The 19,784-nt window shown below is 64.2% G+C and carries 15 protein-coding genes and 1 tRNA gene; 4 read left to right on the top strand and 12 right to left on the bottom strand.

Annotated features, from left to right (window positions below):
• Positions 1-14 precede the first annotated feature (14 nt).
• Positions 15-638: an aminodeoxychorismate/anthranilate synthase component II gene (locus Q8P38_06460; protein ID MDP4014244.1), complete on the top strand. Its 624-nt coding sequence runs from the start codon at positions 15-17 to the stop codon at positions 636-638.
• 27 nt (positions 639-665) lie between these two features.
• Here Q8P38_06460 and pknB read toward each other — a convergent pair whose 3' ends face one another.
• Genes pknB through Q8P38_06430 form a run of 6 tightly spaced genes read right to left on the bottom strand, consistent with a single transcriptional unit; the run spans position 666 to position 7,897 of the window.
• A complete protein-coding gene (pknB, locus tag Q8P38_06455; GenBank protein MDP4014243.1) occupies positions 666-2,528 on the bottom strand; it encodes a Stk1 family PASTA domain-containing Ser/Thr kinase in 1,863 nt (620 codons plus the stop codon).
• A 60-nt stretch (positions 2,529-2,588) separates the two neighbouring features.
• Positions 2,589-4,025 carry a penicillin-binding transpeptidase domain-containing protein gene (locus Q8P38_06450; GenBank protein ID MDP4014242.1) on the bottom strand — a complete coding sequence of 479 codons (1,437 nt, stop codon included), beginning with the start codon at positions 4,023-4,025 and terminating at the stop codon, positions 2,589-2,591.
• Entirely contained in the window at positions 4,022-5,446 is a 1,425-nt protein-coding gene (locus Q8P38_06445; GenBank protein ID MDP4014241.1) for an FtsW/RodA/SpoVE family cell cycle protein, read from the bottom strand. The genes Q8P38_06450 and Q8P38_06445 overlap by 4 nt, the downstream gene beginning before the upstream one ends.
• A complete protein-coding gene (locus Q8P38_06440; protein ID MDP4014240.1) occupies positions 5,443-6,723 on the bottom strand; it encodes a protein phosphatase 2C domain-containing protein in 1,281 nt (426 codons plus the stop codon). The genes Q8P38_06445 and Q8P38_06440 overlap by 4 nt, the downstream gene beginning before the upstream one ends.
• A 2-nt stretch (positions 6,724-6,725) precedes the next feature.
• Positions 6,726-7,202, bottom strand: coding sequence for an FHA domain-containing protein (locus tag Q8P38_06435; protein ID MDP4014239.1), 477 nt, complete (start codon positions 7,200-7,202; stop codon positions 6,726-6,728).
• Entirely contained in the window at positions 7,202-7,897 is a 696-nt protein-coding gene (locus Q8P38_06430; GenBank protein MDP4014238.1) for a DUF3662 and FHA domain-containing protein, read from the bottom strand. The genes Q8P38_06435 and Q8P38_06430 overlap by 1 nt, the downstream gene beginning before the upstream one ends.
• A gap of 130 nt (positions 7,898-8,027) precedes the next feature.
• Here Q8P38_06430 and Q8P38_06425 point away from each other — a divergent pair.
• Positions 8,028-8,111: transfer RNA gene (locus Q8P38_06425), tRNA-Leu, on the top strand.
• A gap of 315 nt (positions 8,112-8,426) precedes the next feature.
• Here Q8P38_06425 and feoB read toward each other — a convergent pair.
• On the bottom strand, positions 8,427-10,370 hold the full coding sequence (feoB, locus tag Q8P38_06420; protein MDP4014237.1) for a ferrous iron transport protein B: 1,944 nt from the start codon (positions 10,368-10,370) through the stop codon (positions 8,427-8,429).
• The gene (locus Q8P38_06415; GenBank protein ID MDP4014236.1) at positions 10,367-10,618 is read right to left on the bottom strand and encodes a ferrous iron transport protein A; all 252 of its coding nucleotides are present in this window, start codon (positions 10,616-10,618) and stop codon (positions 10,367-10,369) included. Before Q8P38_06415 ends, feoB begins: the two co-directional genes overlap by 4 nt.
• A gap of 151 nt (positions 10,619-10,769) precedes the next feature.
• Here Q8P38_06415 and ppk2 point away from each other — a divergent pair, with 151 nt between their 5' ends.
• On the top strand, positions 10,770-11,804 hold the full coding sequence (gene ppk2, locus Q8P38_06410) for a polyphosphate kinase 2 (protein ID MDP4014235.1): 1,035 nt from the start codon (positions 10,770-10,772) through the stop codon (positions 11,802-11,804).
• Here ppk2 and Q8P38_06405 read toward each other — a convergent pair.
• From Q8P38_06405 to Q8P38_06390, 4 genes are all read right to left on the bottom strand, one after another.
• Positions 11,762-12,238: a hypothetical protein gene (locus Q8P38_06405; GenBank protein MDP4014234.1), complete on the bottom strand. Its 477-nt coding sequence runs from the start codon at positions 12,236-12,238 to the stop codon at positions 11,762-11,764. The genes ppk2 and Q8P38_06405 overlap by 43 nt on opposite strands.
• 188 nt (positions 12,239-12,426) lie before the next feature.
• Entirely contained in the window at positions 12,427-14,016 is a 1,590-nt protein-coding gene (locus tag Q8P38_06400; protein ID MDP4014233.1) for a calcium-binding protein, read from the bottom strand.
• 228 nt (positions 14,017-14,244) lie between these two features.
• On the bottom strand, positions 14,245-15,939 hold the full coding sequence (locus Q8P38_06395; GenBank protein ID MDP4014232.1) for an MFS transporter: 1,695 nt from the start codon (positions 15,937-15,939) through the stop codon (positions 14,245-14,247).
• 79 nt (positions 15,940-16,018) lie between these two features.
• Positions 16,019-17,644 (bottom strand): MFS transporter, encoded by a 1,626-nt coding sequence (locus tag Q8P38_06390; protein ID MDP4014231.1) that lies wholly within the window; start codon positions 17,642-17,644, stop codon positions 16,019-16,021.
• Positions 17,645-17,852: 208 nt separating this feature from the next.
• Here Q8P38_06390 and Q8P38_06385 point away from each other — a divergent pair, with 208 nt between their 5' ends.
• Positions 17,853-19,700 (top strand): acyl-CoA dehydrogenase, encoded by a 1,848-nt coding sequence (locus Q8P38_06385; GenBank protein ID MDP4014230.1) that lies wholly within the window; start codon positions 17,853-17,855, stop codon positions 19,698-19,700.
• The last annotated feature ends 84 nt before the right edge of the window (positions 19,701-19,784 follow it).

Here is a 19,784-nt window from a genome sequence, read left to right as displayed (position 1 = left end):
CGACCATTTGGACTGTGGCCGCGCGGATCCTAGTAGTGGACAACTACGACTCGTTCGTGTTCAACCTTGTCCAGTATCTGCAGCAGCTTGATGCTGAGGTCGACGTTGTCCGCAACGACGAGATGGCACTCCACCGCGCGAGCGCATACGACGGAATCCTGCTGTCACCTGGACCGGGAACTCCTGAGCGCGCCGGCGTGTGCTGCGACCTGATCCGCGCCTATGGTGACCGGATTCCGATCCTCGGGGTGTGTCTGGGTCATCAAGCCATCGCTGTCGTTCATGGGGCGGTCGTCGGCCGGGCGCCGGAGCTGCTGCACGGCAAGACGTCAGAGGTCCACCACGATGGGCTCGGCGTGTTCCAGGGTCTGCCATCGCCGCTCACCGCCACCCGCTATCACTCGCTGGCTGCGCTACCCGACACCATTCCCGCTGAGCTCATCGTCTCGGCCACGACGAAGTCGGGCGTGATCATGGGCATCCGGCACGCTGAGTTACCAGTCGAGGGAGTGCAATTCCACCCCGAGTCGGTCCTGACCCAAGGCGGGCACAGGATGCTCGCGAATTGGCTGACCACGTGCGGCGATTCCGACGCCGTGGCGAGGTCCGCGGGCCTGGCGCCTGTCGTCCACGGCTGACACTGGCCAGTCAGACAGCCGACCGTCTCAGTCTTGGGTATCGCCCTCGGCTTCCGGAGGCGGCGTTGCCTTCGGCGACCCGGACTGACCTTGCCTGTCGGGGTTGCCGTCGTTGATGCCCTGTTCGGCGTTCGGGGCATCAGTTGGCGCCGTCGCGATGGTTATCGTCACGGTTGAGCCCCGCTGGACCTTGTTGCCGGCATTCGGGGATTGTGCGATGACGGTACCCGCTGGCGACGAACTCGACTCCTCGATGACGTTGACGTCCAGGCCGACATTTCCCAGGGCCGTACGCGCTTGCGACTCGGTGTTCCCGAGGACCTTTGGGACGGTGACAAGGCCGTTGGACACCGTGATGTTGACCTCGGTGCCAACCTGCACCTGCGTGCCCTGCGGCGGTGACTGGCTCAGCACATAGCCCTTCGGCTGGTCGCTGTCCCTCTCCTCGACGTTGCCGAGCTTGAGCTCGTTGAGCTCCAGGGCCTGACGCGCCGCGTCGGAGCTAGTCATGCCCACGACATTCGGTACTACGGTTTGCCCCGGACCCCCAGACACGGACAGGTTGACCGCCTGCCCCTTCTCCACGGACTCGCCCTCGGCTGGGTCCTGGCTCAGCACCTTCCCGGGTTCCTTGTTGGATTTCTCGGCGGTCTGGGTTCCAACGCGCAGTCCCACCGAGTTCAGTGCGTTCTGCGCCTCCTGGACCGTCATTCCCACGACCCGGGGGACAGTCACGGATTCGGGCTTGGCGTTCCCGAACAGCGACTGTGCCAGCGCGACCGACCCGGCAACCAGCAGCAGGATGCCGACCACGACGCCAACCCAAAGCCATGGACTCTTCTTCTGGCGGGTCGGACCCTGTGCGGTCACCGCTCCGGGCGGCGGCAGAACTGGTGGCATCACCGCGGTCGGCTCCGGATCAGAGATCACGGGCACCGGTGCTGTGACGGGAGCGCCTACTACCGCCCGGTCGACATCGGCCTTGAAATCAGCGGCCGTCTGATACCGGTCATCGGGATTCTTGGCCAGGGCACGAAGCACCACTGTGTCCGTCTGCGGCAGCACCTGGCTGTCGATCTGGGACGGAGGAATCGGCTGCTCGCTGACGTGCTGGTAGGCGACAGATACTGGCGATTCTCCCGTGAAGGGCGGCCGCCCGGTAAGCAGTTCGTATAGCACGCAGCCAGTCGAGTACAGGTCAGATCTAGCATCGACTACCTCGCCTCGTGCCTGCTCCGGAGACAGATACTGGGCGGTGCCCATCACCTGCGATGTCGCGGTCATCGTTTGGCCGTGGGCTGCCAGTGCCCGGGCGATGCCGAAGTCCATGACCTTGACTTCGCCCGTCTTGGTCAGCATCACGTTCGCCGGCTTGATGTCTCGGTGGACGATCCCGTGGCGGTGGCTATAGTCGAGAGCCGCCAGGACACCGGACGTGATCTCCAAAGCGCGCTCGGGAAGCAGCCGCCGACCACTGGCCAACAGTTGCCTCAGCGTCATCCCGTCGACGTATTCCATGACGATGTAGGGCACTGTCACGGCCGATGGACCGCTGCCGAGAATGTCCTCTCCGGTGTCATAAACAGCGACGATGTTTGGGTGGTTCAGGGCTGCGGCGCTGTGCGCTTCTCTGCGGAACCTCTGCTGGAACGAGGAGTCACGGGCCAGTTCCGGGCGCAGGATCTTCACGGCGACCCGGCGGCCGAGCCTCAGGTCGTACGCCTCGTGCACCTCGGCCATGCCGCCGCGGCCCAGGGTTTCTCCGATCTCGTAGCGGTCCCCGAGCATGATCTTGCCGCCGTCTGTGGGCGCGATGGGGCTGGCGGGCAGGTCGGAAGGAGTCTTGTCCTCAGGGCGGGGGTCGTCACCCGTGGGTCCGCTTCCGCTCATAGTTCCTCCTGATCCGGGGGCCGTCCGCCCCATTCTGACCTACGAGTCGAGGCTGGGGACCTAGCGACCCAGCACAGCTTGCATGACAGCGCGCGCTATCGGACCAGCGGACGAATTGCCGCTGCCACCTGATTTCTGCAGTACGACAGCCACAGCGACCTGGGGGCTGTCGGCCGGAGCAGCCGCGATGAACCACGCTGTCGTAGGCTCGTTGGGTCCGTTCTCCGCGGTGCCGGTCTTTCCCGCCACTCGAATGCCGGGTATGGCGGCGCTGCTACCGGTCCCCTTCTCGACGACTGCGACCATCATCTGCATCAGGGTCGTCGCGTTGACGGGATCCATGGCCTGCTGATAGGCGCGAGGTTCGCTCTTGTCGAGAACGGCCAGGCTGGGGCTTCCGAGTTCCCGAACCAGATAGGGGTTCATTGTCAGGCCCTGGTTGGCGATCGCAGCCATCACTTGTGCCATGTTCAGGGCGCTTGCACGCACGTCGAACTGGCCGATCCCGGTGAGCCCGGTTTGAGCCACGTCCGGATTCTCCGGGTATCTGCCAGCCACCGCTGGCATCGGAACGTCGAAGCTGTGGCCGAACCCGAACTTGTCTGCCTGAGCCCGGATGGCATCGTCGCCGAGCTGAGTCGCCAGCCATGCGAACGCGGTGTTGCAGGACACGACCAGGGCCTCTGCCAGCGTCACCTTGTCGTTCGGCCCGCACGCCGCGCGAGAGGCGTTCCTGACCTTCGTCGTCGTACCTGGCAGCGTGAACGCCGCCGGTCCCGGAATGACCGTGTCCGGGGTGAACCTGCCGGACTCCAGGGCAGCGGCGCTAACCACGACCTTGAACGAAGACCCCGGAGGGTCGGCGGCCGCCAAGGGCCGGTTCAGGAGGGGGTCATTGGGATCCTTGATCAGCTCCTCGTAGGTGGCCTGGATCGACTTGGAGTTGTGTGAGGACAGCTTGTTGGGGTCGAACGACGGTGACTGGACGAGAGCCAGTAGCTCCCCAGTCGAAGGGTTAATGGCTGCCACCGCGCCGTTGCGGCCGGCAAGGCCGGAGAAGGCCGCTTGCTGGGCGGCGGCATTCAGGGTCAGGGTCACGCTGCCGCCCTGCGGATCTCTGCCCGCGAACAGTTGCTGGAGCCGGTCGAATATCAATCTGTCGTCGAGGCCCGACAGGATGGGATTCTCGAACTTCTCGATGCCAGTGGCGCCGTACACCTGGGAGTAGAAGCCGGTGGCCGGAGCGTAGAGATCCCCTTGTGGGTACTCGCGCAGGTACTTGAGCTTCCCCTTCGTCCTTACGCTGCGGGCGACGGCCTCGCGCCCGACCAGGATCGGGCCGCGCTCGCGAGAGTACTCATCCATGATCGCCCTGGCGTTGCCCGCGGCGGTCCTGTACTCGTTGGCCTGGAACGCCTGGATGTAAGTCAGGTTCGCGATCACCGCGATCAGTAGCGCGGCCAAAACGCCCGAGAGCCGGATGATGCTGCGAGTCACAGGCGCACTACCTGGGTCAGCGACTCATCGGGGGAGGTCACTTCTGGGTCCGGGCGCCGGGTGATATCGGAAACTCGCAGAAGCAGTCCGATCATGATCCAGTTGGCGATCAGAGCCGATCCGCCCGCCGACAGGAAGGGTGTAGTCAGACCGGTCATTGGGATGAGCTTGGTGACTCCGCCCGCCACGACGAATACCTGCAGCGCCAGCACTACCGCCAAGCCCGCCGTCAGGAGGCGGCCGAAGACGTCCCGGCAAGCCGCGGCGGTTCTAAGACCGCGCTGTACCAGGATCCCGTACAGAAGCAGGATCGCTATCAGTCCGGTCAGTCCGAGTTCCTCGCCGAAGGCCGACAGGATAAAGTCGTTGCTCGCGAACGGGACCAGCTGGGGAACACCCTGACCCAGGCCCGTACCCAGGATGCCGCCGTTGGCCAGGCCGTATAGGGACTGAACGATTTGGTAGCCCTGCTCCGTCGCGTACGGGAAGGGATCGATCCAGATCTGTACGCGCAGGCGCACGTGAGGGAACACGAAGTAGGCCAAGGCGGCGCCGCTGATCCCCATCACCGCGCCGATGTACAGCCAGCTTCGGCGCTGAGTCGCGACGTAGAGCATGGCAATGAACAGTCCAAAGAAGATCAGCGCGGTGCCCAGATCTGTCTCGAACCCCATGATCGCGAGGGCGATCAGCCAGGCCACGATGATCGGTCCCAGGTCGCGGCCGCGCGGGAATGACATTCCCAGCCACTTGTGCATGACTATCGCCAGAGCATCCCGGTGGGTGACAAGGTACCCGGCTAGGAAGATGGCCAGCGCGATCTTGGACAGCTCGGCGGGTTGGAAAGTGAGCGGTTTGACGGTGTTCCACGGTGTGGCGTTTATCCACAGCGTCGCGCCGTTGACGGTGCGACCGATATAGGGCAGCAGTGGAAGGAGCAGCAGCCCGACGCCGACGACCATGGAGATGTACGTGTAGCGCTGTAGTCGTCGGTGATCCTTGACGAGCAGCAGAGTGGCCACCAGGAGCGCCACGCCCAGTATCGTCCAGGTCAGCTGCCCGAACACTTGTGGAGTGGGTTCTGGGCTGCCGTTGTCCGCGGCCCGCTGCGACTCCGCGATGTCCAACCGGTAGATCATCACTAGGCCGAGGGCATTGAGTAAGTACGCGGTTGGAAGCATGATCGGCTCGGCGTAGGGCGCCAGGATCCTCACGGCGATGTTGGCGAACAGCCCCAAGGCCGCGAGTACCGTGATGGCCAGCCAGAACCGCGGCGTGATGCCCACGCCGGTGGCCCAGACGACATTGGCCAGGGCGATCGACCCGATGGCCCATCCGAGAACAAGGAGTCCGAGCTCGGCGTTGCGCCGGGTGGACTGTCGGCCGGATTCTGACTCAGGCGCGGTTGTCGCGAGGCTCACCGGTCGGACCCCGGACATCCTGGTGTGGCCGGATCGGTTCTGCATTCGGCCGCGCGCTGGTTCAGCTCATCCAACACCGAAGTGGTCTCATCGAAGGAGTGCGTGAGAATACCGCCCAGCACTCTGCTCTGGTCGTAAGAGGGCAGTTCGGAGACCTGCAGAGCTGACACCTCCTCAAGGCGTTGCAGTGGGATCGGACCCAGGCTCCCGGGCACCCCGTGGTAAACGGCGACGAGACCGTCCGCTGTGGACACGTACCACTGCCCCCGCACCCACCAAAGCAGACCGGCGCCGACAATTGCCAGCAGCACAACTACTCCGGTGATCGCGGCCAGCGCGACCCGCGTCCATGGCTTGGTGCGGGGACGCGACGCCGGGCTCGGTGCGTCCTCGGTGAGCACCGGCGGGTTCACGCTTCCGGATCGTGGGCTGGGGTAGTCAGGATCCAGTTGCTCGTCAACTGGCCAGGGGAGTCCAGGCAGGCGTGCTCGGTTGGCTGGTTCCCCGGCGGCTCCCACGACTACGGGTTCGAGGTTGGGCTGCTCGTCGTCATCAGCGTCCGCGATGTCGGCGACAACCACCGTGACGTTGTCAGGGGCTCCGCCTTCCAGGGCCATGTCCACGAGCCTTGTGACCGCTCCGGTCGGGTCCGCGTCCGTCCTGAGAACAGCGGCGAGTGTCTCGTCCGACACCATCCCGGTTAGTCCATCGGTGCACAGCAGGTATCGATCTCCGGGTCGCGTCTCACGCATGGACAGATCACCCTCGACAGGGTGGATTCCGTCGACCGCGCGAACCAGCAGGTTCCGGCGCGGATGGGTCGTGGCCTCGGCCGGCGAGATGTCCCCCACGTCTACAAGAGTCTGGACGTAGGTGTGGTCCTTGGTGAGCTGCGACAGGTGGCCGTCTCGCAGCCGGTAGGCGCGTGAGTCGCCGACGTGGACTATGGCGACTCGGTTGCCCTTCCAGCTGAGCCCGGTGACCGTGGTGCCCATCCCCTGATTGCTGGGGTCCTCCGCGATGACGTCACCAATTCTCTCGGTCAGCAGCTCGACGCCGGCAGCCAGGTGTTCCAGTACCTCGTCGTCTGGCATGGGCTCGCCGACCAGCTCCGCGAACGTGGCTACGGCCATCGCGCTGGCCAGCTCGCCTGCGGCGTGCCCCCCCATGCCGTCCGCGACAACGAGCAGGTTCGAGGCCGCGAGTCCGCTGTCCTCATTTCCAGCGCGGCGCATGCCGACGTCAGAGCGGGCGGCGTAACGCAGTCGATACCCCATGGCTACTTCCGCAGCTGCATGACCGTGCGCCCTATGCGCAGGGGAACGCCCATGTGCAAGACGGTTGGACGGGTTATCCGGGTCTTCTCAAGCCACGTTCCGTTAGTGGAGTTGAGGTCTTCCACGACCCATTCCCCACTGGATGAGTAGATCTGGCAGTGCTTGTTGGACGCGTAATCGTCATCCAGGACCAGGGTGCAGTCCTGCGCCCGCCCAATCGTCACAGTGGCTCCGCCCAATGGGACAACCGTCCCGGCCAGGGCGCCCTCGGTGACCACGATCCGTGATGCCCGGCCCGACCTCGCGCGCCGGGCGGGTTGTGGAGTGACTGGGATCGCGCCCCCGCCGGCCAACGCGGCGGGCCGTGCCTCCCGTGGGGCTCGCAGGTCGCGCCTCAGAACGCTGAGCGTGGTCAGCACTCCTACCCACAGCAGGACGAGGAAGCCGAGTCGCAACAGGGTCAGTGCCAGTTCGGACATCACATTTCCCTATAGGTGATCACCGTAGATCCCACTTGAATGTGGGCTCCGTTGTGGAGGGGCGACTCGGCCACGCTCCTTCCGTCCACCAGAGTGCCGTTCGTCGACCCGAGGTCACGGATGATCACCGGCAGACCCAGGATGATCTCAGCGTGCGCCCGGCTAACCCCGGTGTCGTCGATCTGGATGTCCGCGCCAGTGCCGCGCCCGATTCGGGTGTGGCTGCGCGTGAGTGGGTAGGAGGCTGTCCCTATGACGAGCCTGGGATGCCCCGTCGCGTCCCTTGGGGTGATCGGTGGCTGTGGCTTGGGGGCCTCGCCCGCGTCCGCTTCGGCTTGGCTGTGAATCCTGAAGACTCCCTTTGTCAGACTCGACTCTTCGCGAAACCGGACATCCACCGCTCCGAGGAACGTGTATCTTTGCTCGGCCGCGTATTGCCGGGCGACGAGGGCCAACTCGGCGCGCATCTCATCGGTAAGAACGTCCAAGCGAGCCAGGTCTTCTGTGGCCAGATCGATGTTGAACACGTTGGGCACGACTGTGCGACCTCGACCGACGATCGCGGCTCTGGTGTCCATCTCCTTCTGGATCCCCGTAGCCAGCTCCACTGGTTCGACTACGTCCGGGAATGCCTTGGCGAAAGTCCCGTTGACCATCTGGTCGAGGCGCTGCTCGAAGCTCTCCAGCAACCCCATCGGCACCTCCCTTTCCAGATCCGGCGTTTGGGCGGTCGCTAGGCGTGATGCTATCGGGGGATGCCCTCGCTGCGGGGATCTTCGGGACAGCTTTGGCGATGCTAGTCTTCTGGCGGCGTTCAGGCGTCGCGCGCGAGTGGCGGAATAGGCAGACGCGCACGGTTCAGGTCCGTGTGCCCGCAAGGGCGTGGGGGTTCAACTCCCCCCTCGCGCACCGATTCCCGCTCGCGCGATCGACCCGAAATGGTCGGTAAGACGCTGGCGACGCTGAAGCAGGCAGTGGTCCGACCGATGGGGTCGCTGGGGCACTCTCCCGCGTTGATGCCCGCCGCTGGGCACTCGGAGCAACCCGAGGCTGGACAGCCGGTCGGAAGCTCATCGCACTGGAGCATGCGCAGGGCGGAAAGCCGGTCGAGCGCTACTCGGACCATCGAGGCCGACAGACCCGTCCTCCGAGCGATCTCTCCCACCGACGTGCTGCCGGCAGCTGCGGCATCGAGCACGTCGGACAGGGTCGCGGCAGGGGCCATCATGATCCGATCGCGCGCGCGATCTGGAAGACCGCGACGGCCAATGTCCAGGCGACGGCGAGCTGAATCGCCATTCCCGTGAGCGTCCAGCGCCAGCCGATCTCTCGGCGCTGGGTACCCACTGTCGCCATGCACGGCGTGTAGGCGAGCAGGAAGACGAGGAACGCTAGGGCCGCCGCACTCCCGTGACCCCCGGACGAGGCGTCGAAACTGGCGCGGACCTGGTCGCCCAGGGTGCCCGGATCCGCGGGGTCCTCCGGCTCGGTCACTGAGTAGGTCTGCGCCCACGACGAGATCACAGCTTCCTTGGCGACGAATCCCGTCATCAGGGCGCTTGCCGCGTGCCACTCCCCGAATCCCGCTGGCGCGAACACGGGCGCCACAGTGTCCGCGGCCCTCGCGTAGGCGCTGTCCTGTACTGGTACGTCGGCGAACGAGTACCCGGCAACGGCGGGAACGCTCGACAAGACCCAGACAACGATGACAGTAGTGACGATGATGCCCGAGGCGGTCTTCAGGAACGCGCGCAGCCGTACCCACGTCACGGACCAGACGAGCCGCAACGTCGGGCGGTGATAGGCGGGCAGATCGATGATCAAAGGCTCGGATCCCATGGCGCGAATCAGGGTCTTGCGGAGGGCGTAGCCCACCAGGACGATCAGAACCACAGAGATCACGTACATGAGGAACACAACGGTTCCCGCGTTGGAGCCGAAGAAGGCCGCGGCGACCATCACGTAGACAGTCAGCCGGGCCGAGCATGACGTGAACGGAATCAGCAACGCCGTGAGCAGTCGGTGTTTGGCGTCCGACAGCACACGCACACCCGAGATAGCTGGGACATTGCATCCGAATCCGACGATGAGGGGGATGAAGGCCTTGCCGGGCAGCCCGATCCGCCTCATCAGCCTGTCGGTCACCATGGCGGCGCGGGCCAGGTATCCGGAGTCCTCAAGCAGCGCTAGCAGCACGAACATGATCGCCATGAGGGGTACGAACGTCAGCACGGTCCCGACACCGGCGATGAGTCCGTTGACGAGGAACCCAGCGACGGGGCTGGCGCCTAGTCCGACGGCGTCAAACCCCTGCTGGGTCAAGTCCGATGCCGGCACGACTACATAGGAGTCCAGCGCGTCTTGCAGCGGGACCGCGAGTGTCGTGGTCGCCTGGAAGATCAGCCACATCACGGCGAGGAAGACGAACATCCCGAGTACCGGAGCGGTGACAATGCGGTCGACGCGGTCCGACCAGGTCACCCGCGCGGTCTCAGGGCTCACCATGGCGGCTCTGGCGGCGTCTTGGATCCACGCGAATCGCCGCTCTTCACGCGCGAGCGGATCCTCGTCGGCAGGTCCAGCAGGCAGGTCCTCGGGGAGCGTGGCGAGCAGAGCCGCTTCGGCGGCATCCATCAACGGCCCGGCTTCCTCGCGACGCCGCGGGTCGATGGCGACGACCGGGACACCGATCTTGACTGCCAACGCGTCTGTGTCGATGGTCAAGCCACGCTTCGCCGCGACGTCGGTCATGGTCACCACGACCAACAGGCGGCACCTGTGCTCGCGAAGCTCCGAGACCAGGAACAGCCCGCGTTCGAGACTCGTGGCGTCGACGAGAATGACGACAAGCTCAGGGCGTTCCGACGTGAGTATGAGGTCCCGGGTGAGCTCTTCGTCGGGAGCGTGCGCGTCCAGGCTGTAGGCGCCCGGCAGGTCGAGAACGCGGACCTTGTGTCCTCCGGGCAGCTTGGCAGAACCTCGACCGATCTCAACTGTCGTGCCTGGCCAGTTGCCGACGCTTCGCTGGGCCCCGGTCATCGCGTTGAAAAGCGTTGACTTGCCCGAGTTCGGATTCCCAAGAAGCCCAATGGTCGCGGTGTCATCGAGGACGAGCGTGTCGCTGGCGGATTCGCAACCGCAGGACTTGCTCAGCATCGTGGACTTCACGCGGGTCCTCCGCCGACGAGATCAACCTCCAGCTGTTTTGCCACCTGTGAGTCGATCGCGAGCCGACTGGCTCCGATGCCGAGAATCCGGGCTCCCGACGTGGCGTGGGCGATGACTTGGACAAGGGTTCCCGGAGGCAGACCCATCACGGCCAGGCGCCGAACGACGCGGTCGTGCATGTGTGGATTGGGGCGGATGCTGCAACTTTGGCCGATCGGCACTTGATCGAGTGAAGCTGGCAGTGGCATAGGAGAAGGCTATCACCACAGGTAAGCCTTGCCTTATCCAGCGGGCATCAGAGTGTGCAAAGCGGACCGGTTTCGCGCAGAACAGGTATCCGGGCCGCAAGGCGGCGAGGATTGACAATGAGATACGACTTGCCTGGCAGCGGGAGGCGTCTTGCCGCATCATTACCTCGACATCGAAGCCGTGATGGATCTGCACGACATCATCGCTTCGTTGCAGGACCTTGAGGATGATGAGTTCACCGAGCGCGGCCTTTCCGTCGCTGGGACTTGGGACGAGGTGGACGATCCCATCCTCATTGGGCCGGATGGGACACCCATCGATACCTGGCGCGAGGGCTACCCATACGAGGAGCGGATGACCCGGCGCGAGTATGAGTACTCCAAGCGGCTGCTGCAGATCGAACTGCTGAAGATGCAGTCGTGGATCAAGGAGAGCGGGCAGCGCCTGTGCCTGGTGTTCGAAGGCCGCGACGCCGCCGGCAAGGGCGGCACAATCAAGCGCTTCATGGAGCATCTGAATCCGCGCGGCGCCACTGTAGTGGCGCTCGACAAGCCAAGCGAGCGTGAGCGTGGACAGTGGTATTTCCAGAGGTACTCGAAGCACCTTCCCAGCGCCGGCGAGATCGTTCTGTTCGACCGCTCCTGGTACAACCGGGCTGGCGTCGAGCGCGTCATGGGCTTCTGCACGGACGGGCAGTATGAGGAGTTCATGAGGCAGGTGCCAGAGTTCGAGCGGATGCTCGTCAGGACCGGAATCATACTGATCAAGTTCTGGTTCTCGGTGTCCCGCAAGGAGCAGGTCACGCGGTTCACGATCCGGCGCATCGACCCGGTGCGTCAGTGGAAGCTCAGCCCCATGGACCTAGCGTCACTGGACCGCTGGGAGGCGTTCACGGAAGCCAAAGAGGCGATGTTCTGGTACACGAACACCGAGCACGCACCGTGGACCGTTGTGCGCAGCAACGACAAGAAGCGTGGCCGGGTGGAGGCCATGCGCTGGGTTCTGAGCCAGATCGACTATCCCGAGAAGGACAACTCCGTCGTCGGGGCTCCCGATAGCCAGATCGTCGGTTCGCCCTCGGTGGTGTACGAGACTGGCGAGGACACCGGCCGAGTGTTCCCCACGCTGGGGTGGGGAGAGTCTCAGGCGCCCGGCGTGACTTCCGGCGAGGGCAACGTCCGATAGGCAGCGGCGAGCTTCGGATCGCCGTCCCCGACCACTCGCGCCACCTGCGGCACAACGATTAGCCACGTAAGAACGATCATGACCGCTAGCCAAATCCTGGTTGACCAAAGCACGGCGGGCGGTTGGGACAGCGCCAGATAGACGAGTCCGAGGAACGCCAGGGTTCCCAGTGTCGTCACCCAGCCAGCGGCCCGACGCACCCCCAGGAAGATCGCCGCGACTAGCGAGACGATCATCCCGGCAGCGAGCGGTACCGCGAATACCAGGAGCCACGGCACCGACTGAAGCGGGCCGGACCCCACTAGCGGCTTGACCTCAAACGGTACGCGGAAGATCCACGCGAGCGCGCGGATGCACAGGCACACGATCGTTGACGTGACCCCGGTTACCCAGCCAGCCTTCAAGACCGTCCGAGTCGTCGGGATGCTGAACATGGGCGGCGAGACCGGGGTGACGGAGTTCAGGTTCGAGGCGGTCTCTTCGGCCGGTTCGGGCGCGGTCCCTCCCCCACTTCGTTGGGGGTCCCCCCGCGAAGGGGGGGAGGGGACCCCCAACGGTCCGGGAGACGAAGGCATGGCCCCATCTTGCCCTATGGGGCAGAGGTGTGTCGTGGAGCCGACGGCTACCGTTCGTCGATCACTTCAACGTACCCGGGCTGTCCTCCGAGTTGCTGTGGCGTGAAGTCTGCGTACCCGGGGAAGCCGGGAGAAGCTAGGTACACGTACTTGCCCGACTGGTGGACGGTCCACGTGACCGCGAGTTTCCCAGGCGGTGTTCCTCGCGGAATGCGGAACCGCACACGCCAGGTTCCGTTGGAGGCGGTTCCGGAAATCCTCTCGATTGATTCCGGGTTCCAGAAGGCCTCGCCGTCCCACGTCGACATGTAGACCCCGGGAGTGAACGCTTCGCCGTCCGCGTCGTGGGCGGTGTACTCAACGTCGACCAAGGCGCTGTTGTTCAGTGTGGCGATTCGCTGTGGCGAGATCCGAATACTGTCCAGCTCCGGGACATGTGTTCCCGGTTCAACTCCGAGTAGGCGGATCTTGCGATTGAGGAGTTCTACGACAGTGAGGTTGCCATGGCGATCCTTCAGATACACCTTGAAGTAGAGGGTCCCTGAACGGGAGTCCTTGGGGATATCGAAATCCTGTCGGTATACCCCGTCGTGCGAATCTCCGGACACGCGTCGCGAGTCGCCCTGGTGCCCCATTCCGTCCCATTCGGCAGACGGGTGAACCCCGATTGGATCGACGCCGGCTCCGGCGTCCTTGACCCTCATGACGATAGTCAGGGTCTTCGACGAGCTGCGGACATCTAGAACGCCGTCGGTGTCACCAGAGACCGACGCGGAGACCAGTTCGGGTGGCTCGTACTCAAGAGCGGCGCCGTCCTCCACTCGGATGAGGTCTGGGTATTCGGCGCGACCGAGCCGGCCCATCTCGTCCGTCGCGGAAATCTCGAGCTTCAGGGGCAGCTCCGCTGTGTCCTGCTCCACGACGCCAGTCGCTTTCCAGACGCCCGAGTGTCGGTCACCGGACTGGAGCGACACCGACATGAGAGGGAAGTTGGTTGCTCTGCTATTCAGAGAGACCTGCGGTATCTCGTACCGCGACAGGCGTGTGTCGTCCGAGACTCTGAATCTGATCTCGAACCGGCCACGGTCCCTCTTCGGGGATACGGACTCGGGGACTGACACGAGGTTGAATACCGGCGCCTTCTCGTCGTAACGACATGACGCTTGAGTGTCGGCTGGGTCCATGTAGCAGACGTCATCTCCGGAGCCCCCGTCGATGTCGTCGCCGCCCTCGTCCCCGTCGAGGAGGTCGTCGCCGGGTCCGCCGTCAAGATCGTCCGCGCGGTCGCCGCCGCTAAGCTGGTCGGCTCCACGGCCGCCCTCGAGCGAATCGGCGCCCCGACCACCCTTGAGGACATCGTTACCGGCGCCGCCGCGGATCACGTCGTTCCCGCCCAGGCCCTTGATGATGTCTCGACCGCCGAGGCCGCAGATCACGTCGCGGTGCTTTGTCCCACGGATCCGGTCGTTGCCGGGTGTGCCCACGATGGTGCAGGACTTCTTGCCGGAGTCTGCGGCCTTGGTGGCTGCCGGGGCAGCCTGCGCCGCCGGGGCTGCCGGGGCTGCGACCACGGTGCTAACGACGAAAAAGGCGACGGTGAGCATGGAGGTCGGTATCGCAACGACCTTGCGCCACATCAGCCGAGGCTTGACAGAGAAATGGCCATCGACAGGAATCACCAGTTTCCCCCTTCGGAGTTAGCGGCCGTTCCTGACAAACGCGCCCGTTGAGGTACAGACGCGCCCGTTGCAACGGGTGCGTCCATCCGTAACTGGTGCCTTTGGCCGGAGCGGCCGTTTCGACGAGTGTGCCCGCCTGCGGTGGGCCTAAACCTGAACCTGGGGTAGCTCAGATCGGCGGCAGCGTCAGGCCTTCTCGTCGGAGTCGAGCTTCAGGCCGCAGAGGAAGCCCAGGAATGACAGGAAGGCGGCCCCCAGGAGCGCGAAGCGGACGCCGGCGCTCATGTTGTCCTCAGTCTCTTGGATCACACGATCGAAAGGCTCCGCAGTCCTCAGCGTGTGGACGGTCTGCCCCGAATCGGTGGTCGGCGGATGCACCTGGGGCGAGAATTCGTAGAGCTGGGTTATCTCAGACTTCTCCTTGGCGGTCAGCTCAGATTCCGAGACGCCGCTCATTTCCTCCATCACGGAGCCCAACAGGATCGTGGTAAGGGCCGCGACGGCGATCGCTGACGCCAGCTTCCGGAAGGCCGACTGAGTGCCGGCGGCGACACCTGAGAGGGACTGGGGAACATCAGCCAGGAGCGTCGACACGAGGATCGAGTAGGCGGCGCCCCAGGCGAATCCGTACACAGCGAGGACTAGGGCCAGCCACCAGGCCTGTCCGTCTGGTTGCACGAGCGGCAGCAACCCCAGCAAGGCGATGGGCTGGATGATCAGCGTGATCAGGAGTGTTGTGTGCGGTGGCCAGTTGACCCTGGACAGGATCGGCCCTCCGGCGGAGACGCCGATGCCCAGCGGCACGACCATCGCACCCGTCCCCAGCGGGTCGAGGCCGAGGATGTACTGGCCGTAGAGGGCGATAAGAAGCGGGATGGCGAAAACGGGGGTGGCCATCAGCGCTGCGGCCGAGGTCCCCCAGGTGAAACTCCTCACCGCGAAGAGCTTGAAATCCAGCACCGCGCTTTTCGCCCGGCGGGCGCGATCCTTCTCGACCAACACGAACAGGAGTAGCAATACAACGCCCAGAATCAGCATGAATGGTGTCACCGAGGCGCTGAACGGCCACGGAACCACGCCGCCGACCAACGCGTCAGGTTTCGCTGTCCACCAGCCCAGATCAGTTGCCTCCTGCAGCCCGAAGGTTATGAGAATGGCGGACAGCACGAGCAGGATCGACCCGGCGATATCGAAACCCTTTTCCTTCAGCTTCACTGTGACCGGCCTGACCGAAACGCCGGCACCGATCGCTGCGGTAACCATGAACGGGATATTCATTAGGAAGATCCATCGCCACGACGCGTAGGTGGACAAGAGGCCGCTGATCAGCAACCCGAGAGTGAGACCCGACCCGATCACGGCGGTCCGAATCGAGAAGGCGAGTGCTCGCGGGCGACCGCAGGGGAACTCGTGATTCATCAATGACAGGATCGCCGGGGTCACGAGGGCTACGACCAGTCCTTGGACCACGCGGCCCAGCATCAGGACACCGAAGTTGGGCGCGACGCTCGTGATCAACGAGCCCACTGTGAACAATCCTGCGCCTAGGAGGAAGACCTTCTTGGCCCCGATCAGATCCGACACCTTGCCCATGAGGATGATGAGAGACGAGGCCACGACGAGTTGCACAGTCATCAGGAGGCTGGCGGGCCCGGCGGAGATCTTCAGATCGGCAGCGATTGATGGCACGGCTATGGATGCGGCTGAGGCGTCCAGGACAGTGATGAGCATCGCGAGGAGCAGGAAGCCGAAGCCGATCCACTGTCGCCTGGGTGCACCTTCACCCGCCGATGCGCGGCTGGGTGGGGCGCAGGCTTGGTCCGTGTCAGGACGCGCGGCGCAATCGCCTGGGGAGGTGGCCGACCCTTTCGTTTTCTTCACGCGGGCATCAACTACCTTCGGACGCGGCGAACTTAGACCGTATCTAGTACGGGCTTGCTGAGTCGAGTCGTGGGCAGGGTCAGGCCTTTTCGTCGGCGTCGAGCTTCAGGCCGCAGAGGAAGCCCAGGAATGACAGGAAGGCGGCCACTAGCAGCGCGAAGCGGACGCCGGCGCTCATGTTGTCCTTCGTGTCCTGGATCACCTGATGGAAAGGTGCCACGGTCCTCAGCGTGTGGACTGTGTGCCCTGAGTCGGTAGTCGGTTGATGCAGCTGAGACGAGAACTGGAAGAGCTGGGTGACCTCGGCTTTCTCCTTGGCCGTGAGCCCAGACCCAGAGACACTGCTCATTTGTGCCACAACAGAGCCCAGGAGGATTGTGGTCAGGATCGCGCTGCCGATCGCGCCCGCCAGGAGCCTGGCGGCTGTCTGGGTGCCACCGGCGACACCCGACAGGGACTTCGGAACGTCCGCCAGGAGCATGGACACGAGGATGGAGTAGGCGGCGCCCCAGGCGAATCCGTCCACGACCAGAACTGGCGCCAGCCACCATCCTTCTCCGCCAGGCTGGATGAGAGGTATCAGCCCCAGCGTGGTAATGGGCTGGATGATCAGCATGATCAGGACCGTCTTGCGCAGCGGCCAGTTGAGCCTGGAAACGATCGGTCCGCCGAACGCCATCCCGATGCCCAGCGGCGCGAGTGTGACCCCAGCTCCGAGCGGGTTGGCTTCAAGGATGAATTGGCAGTAGAGCGGGATCAACAGCAGCAGACCGAAGACGGCGGCTGTCATGAACGCTGCCGCCGAGGTTCCCCAGGTGAAGCTCTTGACCTTGAACAGCTTCAGTTCCAGCACTACGCCCAACGCCCTGCGGGCGCGGTGCTTCTCCAGAATCACGAACACGGCCAGCAGCCCGGCGCCGAGTATGAGCATGATCGGCGTGGCGGAGATGTCGAAAGGCCAGGGGATGGAAGCGCCCAGCAAAGTGTCACGCTTCGCCGTCCACCAGCCCAGATCGGTTGCCTCCTGAAGTCCGAACGTGATGAGGGCGACCGCTGCGACCAGCAGGACCGCGCCGACGGCATCGAATCCCTTCTCCTTGAGCGTGACCGCCACCGGTCTGACCGCGATGCCCGCGCCGATCGCGGCCACGACCATGATCGGGATGTTGATGAAGAACGCCCAACGCCAGGACTCGTACGTGGCCAGCAGTCCGCCGATGAGTGGCCCCAGGGCTGTTGCTGACCCGATGACCGCAGTCCAGATCGAGAACGCCAGAACCCGCGCCTTGCCGCTAGGGAACTCTTGGTTCAGCAGGGAAAGTGACGCCGGGATGGCCACAGCCACGACCACTCCCTGGATCACGCGGCCCAGGATCAGGACACTGAATGTCGGCGCCGCGCCCGTGACCAGCGAACCAACTGCGAACACGATCGCACCCGTGAGGAAGGCCTTCTTGGCCCCAACCAAGTCCGACACCTTGCCCATCAAGACGATGAATGATGACGCCACGACCAGGTAGACCGTCATCACGAGGCTGGCGTCATCGGCGGAGATCCCCAGGTCGGCAACGATGGATGGCACCGCGACCGCGGTGACCGACAAGTCCACAGCGATCATGAACAGCGCCAGGGCGAGGAACCCGAACCCGATCCACTGCCGCCGGGTGCTACTTCGCGGGTCAGCCGACGTGACGTGCTCGCGCATCGACACTCCCATCCCCCCGCCTCGCCGAAGATACCGTGCTAATCCGCGCAACCCTGTGACGAAGTTGCGACGCAGAGCACGTGCCATGGCCTTGCGCCATCTGCCAGCGGGTATCATCATTGGGTTACTGGTGGGTAACCTGCGGCATCGGGCCGCTGCCCGAGTTGGTGCCTGGGGGGCACATGTTTGGATCAAGGGGAGATAGCGCATGAGTCATTACAAGAGCAACCTGCGCGACCTCGAGTTCAACCTCTTCGAGGTCTTCGGCGTTGATGACCGTCTGGGTAAGGGCGTTTTCGAGGACGTTGACGTCGACATCGCCAAAGAGTTCCTGCATCAGGCCGACGAGCTGGCCCGCGGCCCTCTGTCCGATTGCTTCGCGAGCTGTGACCGCAACCCGCCTGTCTATGACCCAAAGGATTGCTCGGTCACGATGCCCGACGAGTTCAAGGCGGCTTACCGGGCATTGATGGACGCCGAGGGCTGGCGCCTTGAGCTTCCCGAAGAGCTCGGAGGTATCGCGTCACCCCCAAGCCTGCGCTGGGCTGTGGCTGAGCTGATCCTAGGCAGCAACCCGCCCGCGTTCATGTTCATGTCGGGGCCTGGATTCGCCGCGATCCTTCACGCGCTCGGCAACGAGCAGCAGAAGCACATGGCATCACTGATGGTGGACCTGGGCTGGGGCGCCACGATGGTGCTCACTGAGCCGGATGCCGGGTCCGATGTCGGTGCGGGCAGGGCGAAGGCCTTCCTGAACGACGACGGGACCTACCGGATTGAAGGCGTGAAGCGCTTCATCACGTCGGGCGAGCATGACCTGTCGGAGAACATCATCCACTTGGTGCTGGCGAGGCCAGAGGGAGTCGAAGGTGCTGGCGGACCCGGAACGAAGGGGCTGAGCCTGTTCGTCGTGCCCAAGTTCCTGTTTGACCTCGAGACCGGTGAGTTGGGCGAGCGCAACGGCGTCTACGCGACCAACCTCGAGAAGAAGATGGGCCTGAAGGTATCGACGACGTGCGAGTTGACGTTTGGCGACAAGGAGCCCGCTATCGGGTACCTCGTTGGTGACGTGCATCGGGGCATAGCCCAGATGTTCCAGGTCATCGAATACGCGCGGATGATGGTCGGCACGAAGGCGATCGCGACCCTTAGCACCGGCTACCTGAACTGTCTTGAGTACGCGGAGCAGAGGGTCCAGGGAGCCAAGCTGGCGGAGATGCTGGACAAGACCGCACCTCGCGTGACGATCATCAACCATCCGGACGTGCGGCGTTCCTTGATGCTGCAGAAGTCCTATGCCGAGGGCATGCGGGCGCTCGTTCAGTACACGGCGACGTGGCAGGACCAGATCAGCGCCGCGCGACTTGGCGAGGCCGACATCGACGTGGACCTGGCAGAGCGGATGAATGACCTGCTACTGCCGATCGTCAAAGGCGTGGGTTCGGAGCGGTCCTATGAGCTGCTGGCGGTATCCCTGCAGACTCTGGGTGGATCCGGATACTTGCAGGACTACCCGATCGAGCAGTACATCCGTGACGCGAAGATCGACACCCTCTATGAGGGAACCACGGCTATCCAAGGCCTGGACTTCTTCTTCCGCAAGATGGTCCGCGACCAGTTCAAGGCCGTATTCCACCTGGCGTCCCAGATCACCGACACGGTCAAGGGCGGGGGCGCTCAGGACTCGCTGTCGCGCGAGCGGGAGTTGCTTGGAAGCGCCTTGGAGGATGTGCAGCTGACCATAGGCAAGCTTGGCGAATGGGCCATGGCTTCGCAGACAGACATCCAGCAGATCAACCTCGTCGGGCTGAACACCACGCGGTTGCTGATGATGGCTGGAGACCTCGTCATCGGGTGGCTGCTAGTGCGTCAGGCCGAGGTCGCTCAGGCAGCTCTTGCTGGGGATCCGTCACCGTCCGATCGCGATTTCTACACGGGCAAGGTCGCCGCGGCGAGGTGGTTCTGTAGCAACCGCCTGCCGCTTCTCGCCGCTGAGCGGGAAGTGACGCAGGGTACGGACCTGGGCATCATGGAGCTTCCAGAGGGCGCCTTCTGACCCTCGGCTTCAGCTAGTTCGTTCGCGCACGATCAGTTTCAGGTTCACCGCGCGAATCTCAACTCGCCGGTCTTGTCGTGGCGG

The organism is Candidatus Nanopelagicales bacterium (assembly GCA_030700225.1).
GTDB lineage: Bacteria > Actinomycetota > Actinomycetes > S36-B12.
This window is presented reverse-complemented; position numbering and strand designations above follow the sequence as displayed.